General features: G+C 33.9%; 16 protein-coding genes. 13 read left to right on the top strand and 3 right to left on the bottom strand.

Features of this window, described 5'->3' with window-relative positions; genetic code table 11:
* Positions 1–3: 3 nt before the first annotated feature.
* Complete coding sequence (gene tsaD / locus ACJJVP_RS17665) at positions 4–1,029, bottom strand: tRNA (adenosine(37)-N6)-threonylcarbamoyltransferase complex transferase subunit TsaD (protein WP_405416228.1); 1,026 nt, start codon at positions 1,027–1,029, stop codon at positions 4–6.
* Positions 1,030–1,097: 68 nt separating this feature from the next.
* Between tsaD and ACJJVP_RS17660 the strand changes: the two genes are divergently transcribed.
* The 4 genes from ACJJVP_RS17660 to ACJJVP_RS17645 all read left to right on the top strand — a co-directional run bounded on the left by ACJJVP_RS17660 (position 1,098) and on the right by ACJJVP_RS17645 (position 8,660).
* Complete coding sequence (locus ACJJVP_RS17660) at positions 1,098–5,546, top strand: translocation/assembly module TamB domain-containing protein (protein ID WP_405415855.1); 4,449 nt, start codon at positions 1,098–1,100, stop codon at positions 5,544–5,546.
* Between the two features lie 162 nt (positions 5,547–5,708).
* The gene (pfkA, locus tag ACJJVP_RS17655; RefSeq protein WP_405415852.1) at positions 5,709–6,695 is read left to right on the top strand and encodes a 6-phosphofructokinase; all 987 of its coding nucleotides are present in this window, start codon (positions 5,709–5,711) and stop codon (positions 6,693–6,695) included.
* Positions 6,696–6,719: 24 nt separating this feature from the next.
* A complete protein-coding gene (gene gap / locus ACJJVP_RS17650; RefSeq protein ID WP_405415850.1) occupies positions 6,720–7,721 on the top strand; it encodes a type I glyceraldehyde-3-phosphate dehydrogenase in 1,002 nt (333 codons plus the stop codon).
* An 87-nt stretch (positions 7,722–7,808) separates the two neighbouring features.
* Positions 7,809–8,660, top strand: coding sequence for an N-acetylglucosamine kinase (locus tag ACJJVP_RS17645; RefSeq protein ID WP_405415848.1), 852 nt, complete (start codon positions 7,809–7,811; stop codon positions 8,658–8,660).
* Between the two features lie 4 nt (positions 8,661–8,664).
* On the opposite strand, the gene ACJJVP_RS17640 is transcribed toward ACJJVP_RS17645, so the two are convergent.
* Positions 8,665–9,045, bottom strand: coding sequence for a RidA family protein (locus tag ACJJVP_RS17640; RefSeq protein ID WP_133673635.1), 381 nt, complete (start codon positions 9,043–9,045; stop codon positions 8,665–8,667).
* Between the two features lie 11 nt (positions 9,046–9,056).
* On the bottom strand, positions 9,057–11,795 hold the full coding sequence (locus ACJJVP_RS17635) for a putative LPS assembly protein LptD (RefSeq protein WP_405415846.1): 2,739 nt from the start codon (positions 11,793–11,795) through the stop codon (positions 9,057–9,059).
* A 143-nt stretch (positions 11,796–11,938) separates the two neighbouring features.
* Between ACJJVP_RS17635 and ACJJVP_RS17630 the strand changes: the two genes are divergently transcribed.
* From ACJJVP_RS17630 to ACJJVP_RS17590, 9 genes are all read left to right on the top strand, one after another.
* Positions 11,939–13,231 carry an N-acetylmuramoyl-L-alanine amidase gene (locus tag ACJJVP_RS17630; protein ID WP_405415844.1) on the top strand — a complete coding sequence of 431 codons (1,293 nt, stop codon included), beginning with the start codon at positions 11,939–11,941 and terminating at the stop codon, positions 13,229–13,231.
* 47 nt (positions 13,232–13,278) lie between these two features.
* On the top strand, positions 13,279–14,253 hold the full coding sequence (locus ACJJVP_RS17625; RefSeq protein ID WP_405415842.1) for an MlaD family protein: 975 nt from the start codon (positions 13,279–13,281) through the stop codon (positions 14,251–14,253).
* Between the two features lie 5 nt (positions 14,254–14,258).
* The gene (locus ACJJVP_RS17620; protein ID WP_405415839.1) at positions 14,259–15,584 is read left to right on the top strand and encodes a 4Fe-4S dicluster domain-containing protein; all 1,326 of its coding nucleotides are present in this window, start codon (positions 14,259–14,261) and stop codon (positions 15,582–15,584) included.
* An 8-nt stretch (positions 15,585–15,592) separates the two neighbouring features.
* On the top strand, positions 15,593–16,384 hold the full coding sequence (locus ACJJVP_RS17615) for a (Fe-S)-binding protein (RefSeq protein WP_405415838.1): 792 nt from the start codon (positions 15,593–15,595) through the stop codon (positions 16,382–16,384).
* Between the two features lie 17 nt (positions 16,385–16,401).
* Positions 16,402–16,884 carry an ABC transporter ATPase gene (locus tag ACJJVP_RS17610; protein ID WP_405415835.1) on the top strand — a complete coding sequence of 161 codons (483 nt, stop codon included), beginning with the start codon at positions 16,402–16,404 and terminating at the stop codon, positions 16,882–16,884.
* A gap of 94 nt (positions 16,885–16,978) precedes the next feature.
* Complete coding sequence (locus tag ACJJVP_RS17605; RefSeq protein ID WP_405415833.1) at positions 16,979–19,888, top strand: glycoside hydrolase family 3 N-terminal domain-containing protein; 2,910 nt, start codon at positions 16,979–16,981, stop codon at positions 19,886–19,888.
* An 18-nt stretch (positions 19,889–19,906) separates the two neighbouring features.
* The gene (gene bshA, locus ACJJVP_RS17600; RefSeq protein ID WP_405415830.1) at positions 19,907–21,046 is read left to right on the top strand and encodes an N-acetyl-alpha-D-glucosaminyl L-malate synthase BshA; all 1,140 of its coding nucleotides are present in this window, start codon (positions 19,907–19,909) and stop codon (positions 21,044–21,046) included.
* A 70-nt stretch (positions 21,047–21,116) separates the two neighbouring features.
* On the top strand, positions 21,117–21,485 hold the full coding sequence (locus ACJJVP_RS17595) for a hypothetical protein (RefSeq protein WP_405415828.1): 369 nt from the start codon (positions 21,117–21,119) through the stop codon (positions 21,483–21,485).
* 119 nt (positions 21,486–21,604) lie between these two features.
* Entirely contained in the window at positions 21,605–22,786 is a 1,182-nt protein-coding gene (locus ACJJVP_RS17590; protein WP_405415827.1) for an OmpA family protein, read from the top strand.
* Positions 22,787–22,822: the final 36 nt, after the last annotated feature.

Here is a 22,822-nt window from a genome sequence, read left to right as displayed (position 1 = left end):
TGACTATGATATAACGTATCTAGCTTTTGCCGTAATATCTTGCTGTGAGAATTTCTCTTCCTTATATTTTTTATACCCTACAATACCTATCATGGCAGCATTATCTGTACAGTATTCAAATTTGGGTATATAGGTCTTCCATCCATATTTGGTCTGAGCTTCGGTTAATGTTTCTCTGATGCCGGAGTTAGCGGAAACCCCACCTCCGATAGCAATTTCTTTGATACCAGTTAGCTTAACGGCTTTTTTCAATTTTTTCATCAAAATTGTAATGATTGTGTATTGTATCGATGCACAAATGTCTTCAAGATTATTTTTGGTGAAATCGGGGTCTTTCTTGGTTTCTCTTTGTATAAAATATAGAATGTTAGTTTTTAATCCGCTGAAGCTAAAATCTAAATCTTTAACATTTGGTATTGGAAAATCAAATTTACTCGAGTTTCCATTTTTAGCATATTTATCAATTAATGGTCCGCCAGGGTAGGGTAGTCCTAAAATTTTTGCACTCTTGTCAAATGCTTCGCCAACGGCATCATCTAAGGTTTGTCCAATAATTTTCATATCGAAGAAATCGTTGACTTGAACAATCTGTGTGTGCCCGCCACTAATTGTTAAAGCTAAAAAGGGAAATGAAGGAGTTGTCATAGTTTCGTCATTTATAAAATGAGCTAAAATATGGGCTTTCATATGATTAACTTCGATAAGAGGTATTTGTAGGCCCAACGATAAAGATTTTGCAAACGAGGTGCCCACGAGTAAAGATCCCATAAGTCCAGGTCCGCGTGTAAATGCTATGGCTGATAATTGTTTTTTATCGATATTTGCTTTGGCTATAGCTTGATGAACGACGGGGACTATATTTTGTTGATGCGCTCTTGAAGCAAGTTCAGGTACAACCCCGCCATATTCTTCGTGAATTGCTTGGGTAGCCACAACATTGCTGAGCACTTTATCGTTCATTAAAATTGCCGCAGAAGTGTCGTCACAAGAAGATTCTATAGCAAGTATGTAAATTGTTTTGTTTTCCAACATTTTTGGAATAAAATTTGAGCAACAAAGGTAAAACATAAAGACCTATCAAAAAACTGAGAAAAATATTGCTTAGAACATTATTGGTGCTTTTACTGATAGGTGTTTTAGGTACCATCATTTTTTCGCTGCCAATGGTACAAACCTTATTGGCACAGTTTGCTACGAAAAAAATTAACAAACAATATGGTACGCAAATTAACATTGATCGCTTAAAAGTGTCTCTGATTTCTTGGAATACAGCTTTAGAAGGTGTTTTTATTGAAGATTATAAACAAGACACGCTTTTTTATATCAATGAGCTTGAAACTTCTATACTAAGTATAGGTAATTTGGCTCAAGGTAATTTGGAATTTGGCGATATTTCTATAGATGAACTAAATTTTAAACTTAAAACTTATTTTGGGGAAAAAAATACTAACCTAGAGGTTTTTGTTGAAAAACTCGAAAGTGATACACCTAGAGCAGAGGGGACCCCGCCATTTAGGTTATCGTCATCTTATGTTGAGATACAAAAAAGTAAGTTTAAATATATTGATGATAACTTAGAAAAAACAACCGTTTTAAATTTTGATAGTTTAAATATTAATGCAGGAGAGTTTTTAATTTTAGGTCCAGAGGTTTCTGCTAATATTCAAGATATGTCTTTCTATAGTAATAGAGGCTTAAGGGTAGATAGTTTAATAACTAATTTTAAGTATACAAAACAGCAAATGCGTTTTGATTCTTTAAAAATAAAAACACCTCTTTCTGCCTTAGATGGTAATTTGGTGTTTAACTATAATCGTGAAGATTTTTCAGATTTTTTAAACAAAGTTAATGTTGTTGCTGAATTTAAGGATTCTAAAGTAGCTTTCGACGAAGTAAATCTCTTATATAATATATTTGGAAAAGGAAAAGAAGTGACCCTAAATACCAAGATTAATGGGGTTTTAAATGATTTAAATACCGATGACCTTTTCTTATTTTCAGATGATACAGGTATACGAGGCGATTTTAATTTTAAGAACTTATTCAGTAAACAGAATCCTTTTAGTTTAACTGCAGAAATGAAGAATGTAACAAGTAGTTACTATCAGTTGAATGCGTTATTGCCTAATTTAATAGGTAAATCTTTACCATCGACCTTTAGTAAACTTGGTCAATTTACTATTCGAGGCAGCGCATATATTACCAATTCGTCAATAGATGCTAAAGTTAATTTAAATACTGCAGTGGGTAGTAGTTATGCCGATATTGTATTGAGTAATTTCAATAATATCGATAACGCTACTTATAAAGGATTTATCTCTTTGATAGATTTTGATTTAGGTGATTTCGTAGAAAATAAAAATATTGGTAAAACCTCTTTAGATTTTAATGTAGAAGGTAAAGGCTTTGTTAAAGAGAAATTAAACACAGAGGTTATTGGTCAAATCTACTCTATAGAGTTTAATAAATACAACTATCAAGATTTAAGGGTTTCCGGTATTATCAAAGACCAGTTGTTCGATGGTTCTTTGATTAGTAATGATGAGAATTTTAAATTTGATTTTAAAGGTCTGGCTAATGTTGCCGAGGCTAGAAATAACTTTAATTTTATCGCATCTGTAGATTATGCGGACTTAAAAAAACTTAATATTATCAATGATAGCGTTTCTATCTTTAAAGGAAACGTTAGTATGGATATTACAGGTACCACTTTAGATAATATCGTAGGAGATATAAACTTTACTCAAACGAGTTATCAAAATGTAAATGACACGTATTATTTTGAAGATTTTGAGGTTACTTCAAATTTTGACGATGAACGTGAGCGTACAATAAACATTAATTCACCTGATATCATTACCGGCTTTATGAAAGGTAGTTTTAAGGTTAGGGAATTGGGTAAACTTGTGCAGAATTCATTGGGTAGTATCTATACAAATTATAGACCTTTTCAAATTTCTGATGGGCAAAATCTATCTTTTAATTTTAAGATTTATAATAAGATTGTAGATGTTTTTTTTCCAGAGGTCAGGTTTGATCCAAATACCTTTATTAAAGGTAATATAGTGGCAGACGAGGGTGATTTTAAACTCAACTTCGCCTCCCCCAGTATTGAGGCTTTTGGTACCGCTGCAGATAGTATTGAGGTGCGAATAGATAATAAAAACCCTTTATTTAACACCTTTGTATCAGTTGGCGAGTTAGATACGCCTTATTATAATTTTAAGGATTTTAATTTGATCAATACTACTTTAAAAGATACGTTATTCTTTAGGTCTGAATTTAAAGGAGGTAGCGATTTTAACGATTCATACAACTTAAATTTCTATCATACTTTTAATAAAGAAAATAAGTCTGTAATTGGACTTAAAACTTCAGATGTAAATTTTAAAGGAAATAAATGGGTATTAAATAAAGATGGTGACACTAAAAATAAGGTGATTCTGAACAGAGCTTTAGATAGTATTACAATAGAAGAAATTGTAATGAATAACGATGAGAAAGAACAAATTAGGCTAAAGGGTCAATTGGCAGATTCTACCTATAAAGATCTTCAATTACAGTTTAAAATTGTCTCTTTAGATAAGATAACACCTGTCATAGATAGTCTTGAATTGCAAGGGGAGGTTAATGGAACTCTTAATGTACTTCAAAAAGATGGTATTTATTTACCGTCCTCTAATTTAAATATTGAGAAATTCGGTATTAATGATATACCGCTTGGAGATTTGGCAATAAGTATTATTGGTAATAAAGATTTGTCTGAGTTTCAAGTGAATTCACAATTATCTGACAATGGTTTGGAGAAATTTAGTGTGGTAGGTAGTATTGAGAAAAAAGGAGAAATACCTAGAGCTAATTTGATTGCAAATTTCAATAATTTTGGTCTTGAGCCTTTTAGTCCATTAGGGGAGGGTGTCATTGATAAGATAAGAGGAGATGTAGATGGTAGGGTTAGTATACAGGGTGATATCGATAATCCTAGTTTTGATGGGTTACTTACTCTTGATAATGCTGGTATAGCTGTACCTTACCTAAATGTTGATTATGGTTTTGCACCACGATCTCGCGTTGTTCTAAAAAATCAAACTTTTGATTTCGAAAATATAGCGCTAGAAGATGTTGAAAAAGGTACGCGGGCAAATTTAGATGGTACCATTACTCATAGTTTCTTTAAAAGTTGGGTGCTCGATTTAAATGTAGATACTAAAAATGATAAATTTTTAATTCTAGATAAGCAATTTAAAGAAGGTGACTTATACTATGGTACTGGGTATTTAAATGGAACAGGTCGCATTTTTGGTCCAACAACAGCTTTGAATATAACAGTTGATGGAGAGACGGCTAAAGGGACTTCATTAAAAATTCCATTAAGTGATGTGGCTAGCGTTGGTGATTATTCATTTATAAATTTTCAAGAAAAAACCGATAAAAAAAGAATTGAAAGTCAGCGTCAATTAAAAGATTATCAAGGTTTAGAATTAGAATTCAACTTAGATGTTACCCCAGATGCCGAAGTTGAAATTGTGACGGATACTAAAACGGGAAGTTCTTTAAAAGGTACTGGTGCAGGTATTATTTTAATACGAATAAATACCAACGGTAAATTTGAAATGTATGGTGATTATGTTGTGGTAACAGGTGAATTCAATTATAAATTTGGAGGAATAATAGATAAGAAATTTACAGTTGAACCTGGTGGAACTATTAATTGGGATCAAAAACCGTTAGAAGCTATATTAGATATGGATGCGGTTTATTCCTTAAATGCTAATCCGGCTCCACTGCTTGATGATGCGGGGTTTACTCGAAGAATACCTACAGATGTTATCATTAGTTTAACAGGTCAATTGCAAAGTCCAGATATCGATTTTGGAATAGATTTTCCTGGTACCAATTCAATTGTAAAATCAGAATTGGAATACAGGTTACAAGATCCCACCGTCGAGGAGAAGAATGCAATTTTCTTATTGGCACAAGGTACGTTCGTAAATTCTCAAAGCGGTATTAGTCAACAAGCGATAACGGGTAACTTAGTGCAAAGTGCATCAAGTATTTTAAACTCTATTTTAAGTGGAGGTAATGATAAATTTAATCTAGGACTTTCCTATGAACAAGGAATCTTGGATCGTTCTGCAGATATAGAAACTGATGATCGAATAGGGGTAACGGTATCTACTCAAATATCCGATAGAATATTGTTTAATGGTAAAGTGGGTGTTCCTGTAGGTGCGTCAAGCGAAACTCTTGTTGCTGGTGATTTTGAAATACAGGTCTTGTTAAATGAGGAAGGAACCCTGAGTGCAAATTTCTTTAGTAGACAAAGTGAAATACAAGCTTATTTATCTGACCAACAAGGTTCGACCCAAGGTGCTGGTGTATCTTATGAGGTTGATTTTAATAACTTTAAAGAACTTTTTCAGAAAATATTAGCTACAAAACCAAAAGAAGAGGAAGTGCCTGTGCAAGAAACCCCGTTACCATCTTCTGTAATGGGTAATGATAGCTTAATTCGTTTTTATGATAAACCAAAATCATTAAATTGATTGAACATTTCTGTATCAATTGCTAATAATTAACATATTTTAAGAATATGGTTATTAATCTGTTATAACGAAATCCTTTTCGTTGATTTTTTCTTAAAATGAGACTTATCTTTATTCCGATTGTGACTAAGATTTCTTAATTTCGTTGGCTTAAATTTTTCAATGTCTACAGAAATAAAAAAAATAGCGGTACTGACTTCAGGAGGTGATTCTCCGGGCATGAATGCAGCCATAAGGTCAGTTGTTCGTACCTGTGCTTACATGAAGGTAGATTGTGTTGCAGTCTATAGAGGTTACCAAGGTATGATTGAGGGGGATTTTAAAACTATGGACGCCCGTAGTGTAAACAATATCATTAATAAAGGTGGTACTATACTTAAGTCTGCCAGATGTGATGATTTTAGAACTCCCGAAGGAAGGAAAACAGCACATGAGCAACTGTTAAAAGCAGGTATAGATGCATTTGTGGTTATTGGCGGTGATGGTAGTTTTACAGGTGCCATGATTTTTAATAGGGAATATGACTTCCCGGTAATCGGTATTCCTGGTACTATTGATAATGATATTTTCGGTACTACATTCACATTGGGTTTTGATACCGCTTTGAATACAGTGGTAGAATGTATAGATAAAATTAGAGATACTGCTAGTTCTCACAATAGACTTTTCTTTGTAGAAGTAATGGGTAGAGATGTTGGGCATATTGCACTTAACGCCGGTGTTGGTGCAGGTGCAGAAGAAATATTGATTCCCGAAGAGAATTTAGGTTTGGACAGACTGCTTGAATCTTTAAAAAGAAGTAAGGAATCTGGTAAATCTTCTAGTATTGTAATCGTTGCAGAAGGTGATAAATCTGGTAAAAACGTATTTGAACTTAAAGAATATGTTGAGGAGCATTTGCCAATTTATGATGTTCGTGTATCTGTATTAGGACATATGCAAAGAGGTGGTGCGCCATCTTGTTACGATCGTGTTCTTGCTAGTAGAATGGGAGTAAAGGCAGTAGAGGCTTTGTTAGAGGGCAAAACAAACCTTATGGTCGGTATACAAGATAACAAACTGACCCTTACACCGATAAACAAAGCAATTAAAGGGCATACAAAAATTGATAAGGAGCTTATAAGAGTTTCAGAAATAATGACTACATAAAATTAAAAATTAAAAATAGATAAAATGTCAAATTTGAAAATAGGAATTAACGGTTTCGGTAGAATAGGTAGATTGGTCTTCAGAACAACAATAAAACGTGGTGATGTTGATGTTGTTGCTATCAACGACTTATTAGATGTTGAGCACTTGGCTTATTTATTAAAGTACGATTCTGTACACGGTAAGTTCGACGGTACAGTTGATGTAAAAGATGGTAACTTGGTTGTAAACGGTAAAACTGTACGTATTACTGCAGAAAGAGATCCAAAGAATATTAAGTGGGATGCTGTTGGTGCTGATACTGTTGCAGAATGTACAGGTATATTTACAACTTTAGAAACAGCTCAATACCATATTGACGGTGGTGCTAAAAAAGTGGTTATTTCTGCACCTTCTAAAGATGCGCCAATGTTTGTAATGGGTGTAAACCATAAAGAGGTTAAGGCATCAGATGTTATTGTATCCAATGCATCTTGTACTACTAACTGTTTAGCTCCGGTTGCTAAGGTGTTAAATGATAGTTTTGGTATAGAAGAGGCGTTGATGACAACAATCCACGCAAGTACTTCTACTCAATTTACAGTAGATTCACCTTCTAGAAAAAACTACCGTTTAGGTCGTTCTGCAATGTTGAATATTATTCCTTCAACTACAGGTGCTGCTGTTGCGGTAACCAAAGTTATACCTGCATTAACAGGAAAACTTACTGGTATGGCGTTTAGAGTGCCTACTGCAGATGTATCTGTTGTGGATTTAACTGTAAGAACAAGTAAGGAAACTTCTTTGGATGAAATTAAAAAAGCTTTTAAAGCTGCGTCTGAAGGTGAGCTTAAAGGTGTATTAGGTTATACTGATGAAGCAGTTGTTTCTCAAGATTTCGTAAGTGACCCAAGAACTAGTATTTTTGATGCAGAGGCTTGTATAGAGCTAAATTCTGGTTTCTTTAAGTTGATATCTTGGTATGATAACGAAGCTGGTTTTTCCAATAAAATGGTTGACTTAATGCAGCACGTAAATACCCTATAACCTTCATTTTAGTATAACAAAGATATATCCTGAAAATGAGGCATTTTTTCCTTATTTTCAGGATTATTTTTTAAAGACATTCGGTTTATGATTTTAATAGTAGATAGTGGCGCAACCAAGTCAGATTGGATTGCATTAGATGAAAGTGGTGAGCAACTTTTTTTAACGCAAACTTTAGGTCTTAGTCCTGAGGTATTAACTAAAGATGTTATCGAAGATCGCTTAGCGAATAATTTTGAACTTTCTAAGAATAGGGAAAAAGTGTCTCATCTCTATTTTTATGGTGCCGGTTGTGGTACAGATCGTATGAAATTATTCTTAAAAGGAATTTTTAAAGACTTTTTTCCTAATGCAAAAGCAGACGTAAAAGAAGATACTTATGCAGCTATATTTGCTACAACAAAAGTGGGTCATCAAGGTATCGTTTGTATATTGGGTACAGGTTCTAATTGCAGTTACTACGATGGTAACCAGTTATTTCAAAAAGTAACTTCTTTAGGTTATATTCCTATGGATGATGGTAGTGGAAATTTCTTCGGTCGTAAACTTATTCGCGATTATTATTTTCATAAAATGCCATCTGATTTAGCTCATAAATTTGCTGCTTCTCATGATTTGGATGCTGATGTTATAAAAGAGAACTTGTACAAACAGCCTAATCCGAATACTTATTTAGCTACATTTGCGCGCTTTTTGATTGAAAATAAAGATCACCCATATGCGAAAGGGGTCATTGATAAAGGTTTTCAACAATTCATAAACAACTATGTAATGCAGTTTGAATTAGCCACTAAAGTTCCTATTAATTTTGTAGGTAGTATTGCTCATTATCTAAGAGATGAACTGACATCTGTGTTACTTAGAAATGATTTAATAGTGGGTGTTATTAGGCAACGACCAATTGAAGGTTTGGTAGAATTTCACCGATCAAACATGTAGTATTTTATTTGACTGCAATCATTGAAATTTCAACATTTACGAACTTAGGTAAATTTGCAACTTCTACAGTTTCTCTCGCTGGTGCAGTTTCTGCATTAAAATATGAAGCATACACTTCGTTAACTTCAGTGAATTGTTTCATGTCACTCAAGAATATAGAAGACTTAACAACATTTTCAAAGGTCATTTCAGCTTCGGTTAAAATGGCCTTTAAATTTTCCATAGATTGTTTTGTTTCTAATTTTATATCGCCCGATACCAATTCTCCACTTTTAGGATTTAAAGGAATTTGTCCAGAAATATAGAGGGTTCCATTGCTTAATGTCGCCTGATTATAAGGTCCTATAGGTGCTGGAGCGTTCTCTGTGTTTATTATTTTTTTCATGTATGCTAATTTTAATTTTGGCTTCTATTTTCCCACTTAAGATCTTTTAATATAGACGAATCTATGCCAATGAAGAAGTACCATCGTTTATATGTTCCGAAAGGTGTCCAGTTAAACCGCATGGTAAAACTTTTTAGATCTCTTTGAAATCGTAATTGCGTCAAAGTAAAACCTTCGTTTTTAAAATCGTAACCAGAAGATCCTCCAATTGACCATCTTGGTGCGAATTCGATATCCCCAGAAAACATTAATGAATGACTGCTAAATTCATTTTGTCTCGCCGAATTGCTATAATTTGCAGAATATGCAAGCCTTAAATTCCAAGGAATTTTTGTGCCGTATATGGGGTTTTCTATATCTGCGTTTTTATCGTCTTTTTCAACGGGATTAGAATTGAAATCATCTGCCCTACCGAATAGGTCATCTTCTCTACCACCGCTTTGTGCGACGTAATCAAAAGGATCTCTTTCTTCTTCTCCTTCTTTACCTTCCTTGTCGTCTTTTTTGCCGAACATATCGCTGCTTATAGAATAAGAAACATTAGCATTTGCTCTTGTTAGTCTAAAAAGACTACCACCATTATCAATGTTAAATGTATTTATTCTTGTACCGTTGTTGTCAATAGCATAAGGGTCTAAACCAGCAGAGAAGTTAATTGACATTTTATTGTCGAGGATATTTGTGCCGCCATTGATGCTTAAAGGATTTAGGCGTAGAGAATCAGACTCAAAATTATAACCTGTTGAAATATTGAAGTTACTTAGTAGCGATACTTTTTTTGGCTCGAGCTTTGTAGAGTCTTTTTCTCTAACTTTTGCTTCCAAGGTGTTGGCTAATGAAAAACTTAGGCTGTTCGATTGCCCTAAAGACGGTGCGCCGTTTAATGTTCCGGTAAAGCGACTGTATTGCACTTCAACTCCATCTTCACCTATATACTCATCATAAAACTGTTCAAACGATGGTGCGTAGCCATAGCTTAATGATGGTCTTGCTGTGTGTCTAATTGCTTGAATTTTTTTATCTTCCCCAAAGTCAAAAGTTCCATAAAGGGTTGTTCCAATGCTCGCGCTAAAATTATATGTATTGTATCGGTCAAAACCGCTAACAGTATCTATAACAACTTCTTCTGCTACATCATCATAACTTCTATCGTATGTTTCTAAAGACCATACGTCTTCGTAATTGGCGCCAACGCTAACGCTAAAAAACTTAGCTACCTTAAAGTTTGTAGCAACTGGTATACTATGACTAGCTCCAATTCTTGCATTTTCGAACATGTTTTTTGTAAAAAAGTCTTCGTCGTTTGTAGTTAGACTGTTTTGAGCGTTTACGCTATATTGAAAATTAATATTATCGATGATTCCATTTTTAACACCATCTTTTTTTACAAATGGATAAATACGTTCTACACTAGCTTGAAATGTGGGCAGTGTCATGTTGATATTGTCATCTTCATCGTCATCATCATCGTCATCATCTGTTGCTGCAGATGTAAGTTGCGAATGGGTTGCTGTTAAACTCATATTCACAGATGGGTAATTTGGAAAAGTCTTCGAATATGAAATTGAAGATGATAGGGTGTTATTTTGTGTGTTTGGTAGGTTGCTTTGTTGCAAAGAGTTTTGGTAATAATCACTGCTACCTAAATTTACAGATGCTGAAAAGCGAGAATTCGGACTAGCTTTTGTGTCTTGCGAATGAGAAAATTGAATGTTGTAATTACGAGATAAACTGTAGTCGCTAAACCCTTTCTGGCTATTGACTATATTTTCGAACCTTAAATTTACATTTCCTCTATATTTATAGCGTTTGGTATAAATAGATGCCGTCCTAAACGCATAACTACCATTAGTGTAAAAATCACCAGAGAGCGTAATATCGGCATAATCACCTAATGGAACGTAGTAACCCATATCTTGTAAAAAGTAACCCGTATCAGGATCATTACCGAAAGATGGCATAAGAATACCTGCAGACCTGCCAACTGTTAGTGGGAAATAAGCAAACGGCATTGCAATAGGTGTGGGTACATCGGCAATATATAAGTTACTAAAACCTGCAATTACCTTCTTTTTAGGTACAAATTTTGCTTTTCGTACCCTTATGTAATAGTCTGGGTTTATAGTGTCTGTGGATGTTGTAAGTTTCCCTTCACTTAAAAAGTAAACCGAATCATTTTCTTTTTTAGTAATCTCGGCGTATACTTTCATGGCATCACTACCTAAAGACCCTGCTGCTGCTTGTTGTTCGGTTCTTGAATTCCAGATTAAAGCTTTTTGTGTGTCAAAGTTGAAACGTATGGAATCTGGTATTACTATGTTCTCACCTTGTTTAAAGTACGGTAGTTGGGTGTAATTGCCTAAAGAGTCTACCATTCTACCTGCATAAACTTCATTCTTAATATAATCCATTATAATAATACCTGCCTTAAGTTCAGTATCTTGATAATAGATTTCAGCTTCGTTATAAAGGTATATTTTATTTTCTTTTTGGCTTAACTTCACATAATCTTTCGCCTTATAGGTTATTTTATCTAAAAGTAAAGGAGGATTTTGATTTAGGGAGTCTGTAGTCAACGAATCTGCTTTAATAGAATCTCTAATTGCAGTAGGCGGAAACAATGGTGCGACTATTGAATCCCTATCTGCTTTGATATTGAGAGTCTTGATTTTTCCTTCTTGACCGGTAGCATAAAAAGCACTGGCAAAAACCAAGAATAGGAAAAGTAAGTATTGTTTGTTTGATTGCAAAGCTATATATCCTATTTTTGTAAAGGTTTGGCGGTCCAATGAGCCGTTATTTAAGATGTCAAACTTACATATATTTTTTTATCCCGATGTAGGGTCTTACAATAAATTTAACCATTATCAGGGCGATATAATCCCTAACACTTATGAAAATAAAATTCTTTAGCATTTCTTTAGTTTTAACAACAACGTTATTACTACTGTCTTTTACAGTGTCTGATGAGGAAATTAAATCAGATGATCCATTTATTGTTGTACTTGATGCAGGGCATGGCGGTCATGATCCTGGTAACTTAGGGAACGGCTATTTGGAGAAAAAAATAGCGTTGAACATTGTTTTGAAGGTTGGGGAAATACTTTCTGATAACAAGGATATTAAAGTTATCTATACCCGTAAAGATGACACATTTATTGATTTGTACGTAAGAGGAGAGGTAGCAAATAAAGCAAATGCAGATTTATTTGTTTCGGTACATTGCGACTCTCATACTTCAGATGCGCACGGTGCAGGTACTTTTGTATTGGGTCTTCATGCCAACAAACAGAATTTTGAAATAGCGAAGAAAGAAAACTCGGTAATTTATTTAGAAGACAATTACGAAAATAGATATGCCGATTATGATATTAATTCACCAGAATCTGTTATAGGACTTACTATTATGCAAGAAGAATTTTTAGATCAGAGTGTTGCTTTGGCAACTATGATACAAGAAAATTTTTCTAATAAACTAAAAAGAACTGATAGAAAAGTGAAACAAGCAGGTTTTATTGTTTTACATCAGACTTTTATGCCGAGTGTTTTAGTTGAAACCGGATTTTTAACTAACAAGGATGAAGGTGCCTATCTAAATTCTTCAAAAGGACAAAATGAAATTGGTGATGCGATTGCAAAAGCTATTTTACATTATAAAGAAGGAGTTCAGCCTACTGCTCAACCTGTAGAGACAATTGTTAAAAAACCTAAAAAAGTTCTTGTTGAAGAAGCTGTTGTAGAAAAGGCAGAAGAAAAGAAAGAGGCGATTACTGAGGTAGTTAAAGAAAAAATAGTAGAAGAGAAAAAACCTGTAATCACTAACGTATCGCCAAAGGTAGAGGAAGTAAAAGAAATAACAGATGTGCCTGTTGTTAAAAAAGAGGAGGCAATAAAAGAAAGCGAGGTAGCAAAATCAATTGTTTTTAAAATTCAATTAATGGCTAGCAGTAAGAACGTAGCTCTAAACCCTAGTAATTTTAAAGGACTTTCAAAACTTTCTCAAGAACCTTACAAGAATTTATTTCGTTATATGTATGGTGAGACTAGGTCTTTTAGAGAAGCTAAAATGTTGCAGTCTCAAGCACAAACAAAAGGGTATCCATCGGCATATATTGTGGCTTATAGATTAGGTGAGAGAATTCCAATTCAAGAAGCAATAGACGAGGTTTCTGAATTTACCCCATAAAGTGTAAATATTATTCATAATTTTGAGTGTACTAAAAATATAATTGCTTGAAACTATCTAGAGAATTAAAAACAGGAATTATTGTTATTGGAGGAATTTTGCTATTCATCATGGGATTTAGCTATCTAAAGTCAACCCCAATTTTTGATAACAGTAAAACATTCTATGCCATTTACCCAAATGTAGGTGGTTTACAATCTGGTACGAACGTTTCTATTAACGGTTTTAGTGTAGGTAAGGTGAATGACATTAGATTTTTAGACGAGAAAGGAAATTTATTGGTAACTTTTACTGTTGGTAACGATTTTAAGTTTTCTAAGAATAGTACCGTTGAACTATATGATACGGGTATTATTGGAGGTAAAGGTTTACAAATAAAACCTTTGTTTGATCAAGATTTGGCTCAGCATGGTGATACTTTAAGAACGGAAACAAGACCAGGGATTACAGATTTGGCTCAACAAAAATTGAACCCTTTGGTTCGTAAGGTTGAATCTGCGATTTCTGGAGCAGATTCTGTTTTGGTGAATGTAAATTCTGTTCTTGATGAAAAAACTAAAAAGGAACTGAAAGAAGTTATAGTTGGGTTGAATACATTGATTACAAGTCTAAATGGTAGTGCTACGCAACTCAATTCTGTACTAAATACTAATAAGGACAAACTTAATAATTCATTCGAAAGTTTTGAACAGTTAACTGCTAATTTCGCGAAACTTTCAGATTCCTTAAACTCTGCCGGACTCGGTAGAACCTTGGCTAGTTTAGAATCTACTATGGCGAGTTTAGATAAGGTTACTCAAAAAATTGAAAATGGAGATGGAACTCTTGGGTTGCTTATGAATGATAAAGAGATGTATACCAATTTAAATAATGCGTCTCGTGAATTAGATTTGTTATTACAAGATTTTCGTTTGAATCCAAAAAGGTATGTTAACGTTTCTGTTTTTGGTAAGAAACAGAAAGATTATGAGTTGCCAGAAAATGACCCGGCAGTAAATTCTATTGAGAATAAAGAAGATTAACCTATATGCTATATCTCCCTAATATTATTTTTATAATCCTACTGATTGTGGGTGTCGGTTTTTTTGTGAAAAATGTTTTAAAACTGAAACGAAATATTTTTTTAGGTAAAGAAGTATCTCAGGTCGATGATAAACCGCAAAGATGGAAAAATATGGCTAAGATTGCTTTAGGGCAATCTAAAATGGTTGTACGTCCTATTGCTGGTGCATTACATATTATTGTCTATGTTGGTTTTGTTATTATAAATATTGAAGTGCTTGAAATTATTTTAGATGGTATTTTCGGTACGCATAGAATGTTTGCTGTTTTAGGTCCTGTTTACAATTTCTTAATCGGTTCTTTTGAGGTACTTGCCTTGTTGGTTATAGTTGCAGTAGTTATTTTCTGGGTCAGAAGAAATGTAATTAAACTGAAAAGATTTTTTAAACCAGAAATGGAAGGTTGGCCAAAGAATGATGGTAACATGATCCTCTATATTGAACTGGTCTTAATGGTACTTTTTTTAACGATGAATGGTGCTGATTATCAGTTACAACAAATAGGTGCAGAGCATTATGCGGCAGCAGGGTCATTTCCTATTAGTAGTATAATTGCTCCTATGTTTGAAGGTATGTCGATTTCTAATTTGGTAATAATAGAGCGAACAGCTTGGTGGTTGCATATTGCAGGTATTTTGTTTTTTCTTAATTATCTATATTATTCAAAGCATTTACATATTTTGCTTGCTTTTCCGAATACTTACTATGGTAAGTTGACACCTAAGGGTCAATTTAAGAACTTACAATCAGTTACTGATGAAGTTAAAATGATGATGGATCCAGAAGCAGATCCATATGCAGCACCTGCAGAAGATGCTGCTGTTCCAGATAAGTTTGGTGCTTCAGATGTGCAAGATTTAAGCTGGGTTCAATTACTTAATGCCTACACATGTACAGAATGTGGACGTTGTACTAGTGAATGTCCTGCTAATCAGACCGGAAAAAAATTGTCTCCTCGTAAAATTATGATGGATACTCGAGATCGACTAGAAGAAGTAGGTAAGAATATCGATGCGAATAAAGGCGAATTTAAAGATGATGGTAAGCAATTGTTGAATGATTATATTTCTACAGAAGAATTGTGGGCATGTACATCGTGTAACGCTTGTGTCGAAGCTTGTCCGATTAGTATTGATCCTCTTTCTATTATTATGGATATGAGGCAGTATTTAGTGATGGAACAATCTGCTGCTCCTACAGATTTGAATAATATGATGGGTAATATTGAGAATAATGGGGCACCTTGGCCATTTAACCAAATGGACCGTTTAAATTGGAGTAAAGAATCTTAAAGATAGATATGGCAAGTGAATTAAAAGTGCCTACAATGGCAGAATTTTTTGCGTCGGGAACCGTGCCTGAAGTTTTGTTTTGGGTAGGTTGTGCTGGTAGTTTTGATGATAGGGCAAAGAAGATAACTAAAGCCTTTGTGAAGATTTTGAACAAGGCAAATGTTTCTTTTGCTGTTTTAGGAACTGAAGAAAGTTGTACCGGTGACCCCGCTAAACGTGCAGGTAATGAGTTTTTGTTTCAGATGCAGGCAGTAACTAATATAGAGGTATTGAACGCATATGAAATTAAGAAAATCGTTACGGCATGTCCGCATTGTTTTAATACTATTAAAAATGAATACCCTGGCTTAGGCGGCAAATATGAAGTAGTGCATCATACTCAGTTTCTTAAAGATTTACTGAACGATGGTCGAATTTCAATGGAAGGCGGAAATTTTAAAGGTAAACGAATAACTTTTCATGACCCTTGCTATTTAGGTAGGGCAAACGGAGTATACGAAGCTCCTAGGGATTTAATAAGAAAATTGGATGCCGAACTTGTAGAAATGAAAAGTTGCAAGCAAAGAGGGCTATGCTGTGGGGCTGGAGGAGCACAAATGTTCAAAGAACCTGAAAAAGGTGACAAAGACGTAAATATAGAGCGTACAGAGCAAGCATTAGAGACTAAACCTGAAATTATTGCGGCAGGATGCCCATTTTGCAATACAATGATGACAGACGGGGTTAAGAATAAAGAAAAGGAAAATGCCGTTGAAGTAATGGATATTGCTGAAATGATTGCGACAGCAGAAGATTTATAATTTTAAAGAAATTCAAATTGCTAGTAAAATTCAATATATTACCAGATACCGCAAGAGTTTGGATATACCAATGTAATCGTTCATTTTCTGAAAAAGAGATGGCTGAAATTGGACTGGACTTAGATACTTTTTTAACTTCATGGACCGCACATGGTAATGATTTAAACGCAGGTTATGAAATTAAGTATAAACGTTTTATTGTAATTGCACTTGATCAAACTAAACAGGGGGCAACAGGGTGTTCAATAGATGCATCTGTTCGTTTTATTCAAGCATTAGAAAAGAAATATGATGTATTGTTGCTAGACAAAATGAATGTTTCTTATAAACAAGGTGAATTTGTTGCTTATAAAAGTCTTATAGATTTCAAGACAATGGCCAAACAAAAAGCGGTTTCTAAAAATACAATTGTATTCAACAATCTGGTAACCAATAAAGGGGAGTATATTGAGCATTGGGAAGTACCTGCTTCCGAGAGTTGGCACGCTCGTTTCCTTTAACATAATTTCTTCTTAAGTATCAGAATTTATTGGGTTTTATCGATGAAATGCAATAATTTCAATCCGTAATAGTTATCTCTGTACATATATTTTTATGCGCCATATTTTTATAATTATTTGTGGGTTATTTTGCTATTCTGGTATTTTGGCTCAAAACCCTTTAACGACCAATGACAGTCTTTCTCAAAAAGCATGGGTTGATAGCCAGTACGCTCAAATGAACTTAGACCAAAAGTTAGGGCAATTATTTATGGTAAGCGTAGCTTCTAATCAAAGTAAGCAAGCTACTGATCAAATTAAAAACTTGATTGTTCGAGAAAATTTAGGTGGAGTTATTTTTTCAAAAGGTGGACCTGTGCGTCAGGCAAAACTTACTAACGATTATCAAGCGGTTTCAAAAATTCCTTTATTAGTAGGTATGGATGCTGAATGGGGTCTTTCTATGCGATTAGACTCTACATACGCATTCCCGTGGAATATGACATTAGGTGCAATTCAAGATAATTCTATTGTTGAAAAAGTAGGCTATCAAATTGGTAAGCATGCTAAACGTTTAGGGGTGCATATTAATTTTGCTCCAGACTTAGATATTAATACAAATCCTAAAAACCCTATTATTGGTAATCGTTCTTTTGGAGAAGACCGTGATAATGTCGTTTCTAAAGGAACCGCATTTGCAAAAGGCATGGAAAATGCCGGCGTTCTTGCAAATGGCAAACATTTCCCTGGGCATGGAGATACTGAAGTAGATTCCCACCATAACTTACCGGTCATTCCTTTTTCTATACAAAGGTTGGATAGTCTAGAGCTGTATCCCTTTAAGAAGTTGATTAACTCAGGTTTAAGTAGTATTATGGTTGCTCATTTAGAAGTGCCAGCGCTTGAAATGAAGAAAGGATTGCCGTCTTCATTGTCTGAACAAATCATTTCGGGTATTTTAAAAGAACAACTAGGGTATGAAGGTTTGATTTTTACTGATGCACTTAATATGAAGGGTGTATCTACTACAGGTAAAGATGGATCGGTTGAACTGGCTGCATTTATGGCCGGTAATGATATGCTATTGATGCCAGAAAATATCGTTAGTGCTAAAGAAAAACTTACAAAGGCATACGATAGAGGGAAATTGACAGAAGAACGTTTGGCGTATTCTGTCAAAAAAATATTGTCGGCAAAATATAAGGCAGGTTTAAATATGTATAAACCAATTGCTCTTAATAATTTGTATTCTGATTTAAATAGTCTTGAAGATGATATTATTTATGAGCAAGCTATTGAAAATGCAATTACTGTTGTAAAGAACAAATTAGATTTGCTTTCAATTAAAAATCTGGATAATAAAAAAATTGCTTATGTAAAAATGGGCGATGCGGATAATGAAGCATTTGTAAAAGGTTTAAAAAATTATGCAAATGTTACAGTGGTTGAGGCAAATGATATAAATACTTTAAAAACAAAGCTAAAGGATTTCAATTTAGTTATTGTTGGTCATCATAAGAGTAATGAAAGTCCGTGGAAATCATATAAATTTTCAACCAAAGAATTAAATTGGTTACAAGAGATCGGAAATGAAAGAACAGCTAATATGATTTTATGTGTTTTTGCAAAACCATATGCTTTATCAGATATTAGTTCTTTTAAAGGGATTGACGCTGTAGTGATGGCTTACCAGAATAGCGATATAGCACAAGAGAAAGCGGCTGAAATTTTGTTTGGTGCAGTTGGTACTTCAGGTAAGTTGCCAGTAAGTGCTCACGAAGATTTTCCTGTTCATACAGGTTTTGAAGTCAAGACTTTAAGCAGGTTGGGTTATAGCGTACCTGAGCGAGTAGGTATGAGTTCTAAAGGCTTGGAGCGAATAGATGAATTAATGAAGCATGGTTTAGATAGCTTAATGTTTCCGGGTGCTCAAGTCTTAGTGGCTAGAAAAGGCAAAGTAATTTATCAAAAAGGATTTGGTAAGCCGACTTATAATTCTAAAGAAAATATAACCAATGATTATATATATGATTTAGCTTCCTTAACGAAAATATTGGCGACGTTACCTATGGTAATGAAAATGGAAGAAGAGGGGCGAATAGGCTTGAATAATACTTTTGAAGAGTTAGTACCTAACTATTCTAATACCGAAATTAAAAATGTAACAGTATTAAAGGCGCTTTCTCATTATGGGCGATTACCTGCTTGGATTCCTTTTTATATTAGAACATTAGATAAAAATAAGAAGCCATCAAGCGAGTTTTACAGAAGTTCGCCCTCTCCAGGTTTCTCTACTAAGGTTTATGATAATTTGTACTTGATAGATGCATACAAAGATTCTATCTATAACAGAATAGGAAGACAAGATTTAAAGTCTAATAGGTATCGCTATAGTGACGTTCCTTATTATGTTATGAAAAAAGTAATTGAGGATAGTTACAATCAACGACTAGATGGATTAACTAATAATTTTTTATACAATAGAATAGGAGCTGATCATACTACATATAACCCTTTGGAGAAGTTCGATAAAAATATGATTGTTCCATCAGAAGAAGATGATTATTATAGATATGGTACTGTTCAGGGGTATGTTCATGATATGGGTGCCGCTATGCAATCGGGTGTTGGTGGTCATGCCGGTCTTTTTAGCAACTCGAATGATATTGCCAAAATAATGCAAATGTATCTTCAAGATGGTTATTATGGTGGCACTAAGTTTTTTGATTCTAGAACGGTCAAAAAATTCAACACTTGCTATTTTTGTGATAACAATGTTCGTAGGGGAGTAGGATTCGATAAACCACAATTACAGCATAGTGGTCCGACTTGTGGTTGTGTTTCTAGAAAAAGTTTTGGGCATAGTGGTTTTACAGGTACATACACTTGGGCGGATCCAGAAGAAGAAATTGTATATGTATTTTTATCCAACAGAACGTATCCTTCCGCATCGAACACACTTTTAGTTAAATCTGGGTTAAGAACAAGAATTCAACAAGCTATTTACGATTCAATTCTGAATTAAATAGGTAATTTTGTTGTGATGAAAATAGCAATAGTATGTTACCCTACCTTTGGTGGTAGTGGTGTTGTAGCAACAGAATTAGGAATTGCATTGGCAAATAGAGGTCATGAAATTCATTTTATCACATATAAACAACCGGTTCGTTTAGAGTTGTTGAGTAATAAAATCTTCTTTCATGAAGTTCATGTGCCAGAATATCCACTCTTTCATTATCAACCTTACGAGCTTGCATTATCAAGTAAGTTGGTCGATACTATAAAACTTCATAAAATAGACCTCTTGCATGTACATTATGCCATACCCCATGCTTATGCTGGTTATATGGCGAAGAAGATGTTAGAAGAAGAGGGTATTTATGTACCTATGATTACAACGTTACACGGTACTGATATTACTTTAGTAGGTAAACATCCATTTTATAAGCCAGCGGTTACGTTTAGTATAAATCAGTCTGATGTAGTTACTTCTGTATCTGAAAGTCTAAAACAAGGAACGTTAGATACTTTTGATATTCATGGCGATATAGAGGTTATTCCTAATTTTATTGATGCTAAAAAATACAGTACTTCATTTACCGATTGTCAAAGATCTAACATGGCAACCGATGAGGAGCGTATAGTAACACATATAAGTAACTTTAGAAAGGTAAAACGCATACCTGATGTCATAAAAATTTTCAGTAAAATACAATTAGAAATTCCGTCAAAATTAATTATGGTAGGTGAGGGTCCAGAAAAAGCTGGGGCTGAACGTTTGTGCGAAGAATTAGGCATAGCTGATAAAGTTATTTTCTTAGGAAACAGTAATGAGATTGATAAAATTTTATGTTTTTCTGATTTATTTCTATTGCCTTCACAATCAGAAAGTTTTGGACTTGCAGCACTTGAGGCTATGATTAATAAAGTGCCTGTAATTTCTAGTAATGCAGGTGGTATACCAGAAGTGAATACTGAAGGGGTAAGTGGTTTTTTAAGTGATGTTGGTGATATTAATGATATGGCAGCAAAGGCAATCACCATCTTAAAAAATGATGCTGTTTTAGAAAGGTTTAAGCTTAATGCCCTAGAAGAAGCACAGCGTTTTGATATTCAAAAGATAGTTCCGCTTTATGAGGATGTTTACGAAAGGGCTTTTAAAGGTAGATTTAAAAATGCATAGGTATTCTCTTTGCTTATTTATAGTGACAATATTGCAATTGAATTCTTGTAAAAGTACTGCGCAAAGTAGTTTGCAAGAAGTTGATGACAAGGGTATGGAACTTATTTTAAACGAAACCTATAGCGGATTTGAGCAAGAAGATTTTTTTTTAATAAAAAATCAGAAAGAGCTTAATGCTTTCTATGGTAAAATAAACCGAACAAGAAAACCTGGATTGACACCACCATTTATAGATTTTAATATGGAAATGATTCTTATTTGGTGTGGAGATAGTACAGCCTCTAATTTTGCTAATTTAGAATTAAGCGAAAATGCAGATTATTTGCAAGTTCAAAAGTTAAATGAAAAAAACTTAAAAGTAGCTGCTAATCAATTAGTAAGTCCTTTTAGTATATATAAGCTGCCTTTGAGTGCTAAAAGTTTAAAAATAAAAAAGTAATTAGTCGATAAAAATTCTACATTCAACTAACTAACGATTTTAATTGCTGTATACAGTGATTATTTGTCAACTAACTCATCTACAACTAATTTTACATTTTATAACCCAAATTTATAATTATGAAAACTGCTAAAATTTTTAGTTTTTTATTTCTGTTCATGGTTTCATCTATCACTTTTGCTCAAGATGAGCTTCAAATTACGGCGAAAGATAGTATTGTACAAAGCTCATGGATTTTCGGAGTTGGCTTTAATGCTGTCGATGATTCGGGTAACGTTTTTGATGGGATTTTTAATGTAGGTGAGGAATGGAATATAGTACCTTTTCCTTCTCGAGTTAGCATCGGAAGGTATTTTAAAAGTGGTCTTGGCTTAGAAGCGATAGGAACTTATAATGAGTATAAAGAAGGTAATATCATTGATGGAGAAATTAACTTAGAAGATATTAGTTATTTTGGTTTTGATGGTAGGGTTACTTATGATATTAATAAAATTATCGGTGAAACAGGTTGGTTTGATCCGTATGTTGGTATTGGTGCCGGGTATACAGATGCAAATAATAAAGGTAGAGGTACCTATAATGCTGTTGTAGGTTTTAGAACTTGGTTTTCAGACAGATGGGGGTTAGACTTTAATTCTACTGGTAAATGGGCTATGAGTCAAGGTGAAGGTGCTACTAATCATATTCAACATGCTGCAGGAGTTGTATATCAATTTGGAATTGAAAAAGGACTTTCAAAACGAGGAGAAGAAAAGCTAGAATTATTAGCCGCGATAGAAAAAGAAAAGCAACGTCAAACAGATTCAATTAATGAAGTTAATCGTTTAAGAGATGAAGCTTTGTTAGCAGAAAGACTGAAAAAGCAAAAAGAAGAAGATGCATTAGCGGCAGCTGAAAAAGCTAAAGTAGATGCTATTAATAAACGTAAGGCAGAAATTAAGTCTAAAATCGAGAATTTGGGTAATGTATATTTCGGATTAAATTCTTCTGTAGTAAATACATCATCTAAAAAGGTTTTAGATTCTTTAGCTCAGGTTTTAGAGGAAATACCGACTTTAACGCTAAAAATCACCTCACATACCGATTCGAGAGGAACGTCTAAATATAATGACTGGTTATCGCAGCGTAGGGTTGATAAAACCAAAGCTTATTTATTAACAAAAGGTATATCTGAAGATAAATTGACTACTGAAGCATATGGTGAGACTATGTTACTAAATGAATGTGATGATAGTACTTTTTGTCCTGAAGAAAAACATGCAATTAATAGACGTTCTGAGTTTGTTATTGTAGAGTTCTAACAGAATTTTAAAACATAAAAAACCGATAAATGAGAT

Origin of the sequence: Maribacter sp. Asnod1-A12, assembly GCF_045063735.1 — a bacterium.
GTDB lineage: Bacteria > Bacteroidota > Bacteroidia > Flavobacteriales > Flavobacteriaceae > Maribacter.
This window is presented reverse-complemented; position numbering and strand designations above follow the sequence as displayed.

What these genes read in the sequence shown, in the direction of transcription:
- pfkA (WP_405415852.1), top strand. Translation starts at nt 5,709, where the DNA reads ATGTCTACAGAAATAAAAAAAATAGCGGTACTGACTTCAGGAGGTGAT.
- gap (WP_405415850.1), top strand. Translation starts at nt 6,720, where the DNA reads ATGTCAAATTTGAAAATAGGAATTAACGGTTTCGGTAGAATAGGTAGA.
- ACJJVP_RS17645 (WP_405415848.1), top strand. Translation starts at nt 7,809, where the DNA reads ATGATTTTAATAGTAGATAGTGGCGCAACCAAGTCAGATTGGATTGCA.
- ACJJVP_RS17640 (WP_133673635.1), bottom strand. Translation starts at nt 9,045, where the DNA reads ATGAAAAAAATAATAAACACAGAGAACGCTCCAGCACCTATAGGACCT.
- ACJJVP_RS17630 (WP_405415844.1), top strand. Translation starts at nt 11,939, where the DNA reads ATGAAAATAAAATTCTTTAGCATTTCTTTAGTTTTAACAACAACGTTA.
- ACJJVP_RS17620 (WP_405415839.1), top strand. Translation starts at nt 14,259, where the DNA reads ATGCTATATCTCCCTAATATTATTTTTATAATCCTACTGATTGTGGGT.
- ACJJVP_RS17615 (WP_405415838.1), top strand. Translation starts at nt 15,593, where the DNA reads ATGGCAAGTGAATTAAAAGTGCCTACAATGGCAGAATTTTTTGCGTCG.
- ACJJVP_RS17605 (WP_405415833.1), top strand. Translation starts at nt 16,979, where the DNA reads ATGCGCCATATTTTTATAATTATTTGTGGGTTATTTTGCTATTCTGGT.
- bshA (WP_405415830.1), top strand. Translation starts at nt 19,907, where the DNA reads ATGAAAATAGCAATAGTATGTTACCCTACCTTTGGTGGTAGTGGTGTT.
- ACJJVP_RS17590 (WP_405415827.1), top strand. Translation starts at nt 21,605, where the DNA reads ATGAAAACTGCTAAAATTTTTAGTTTTTTATTTCTGTTCATGGTTTCA.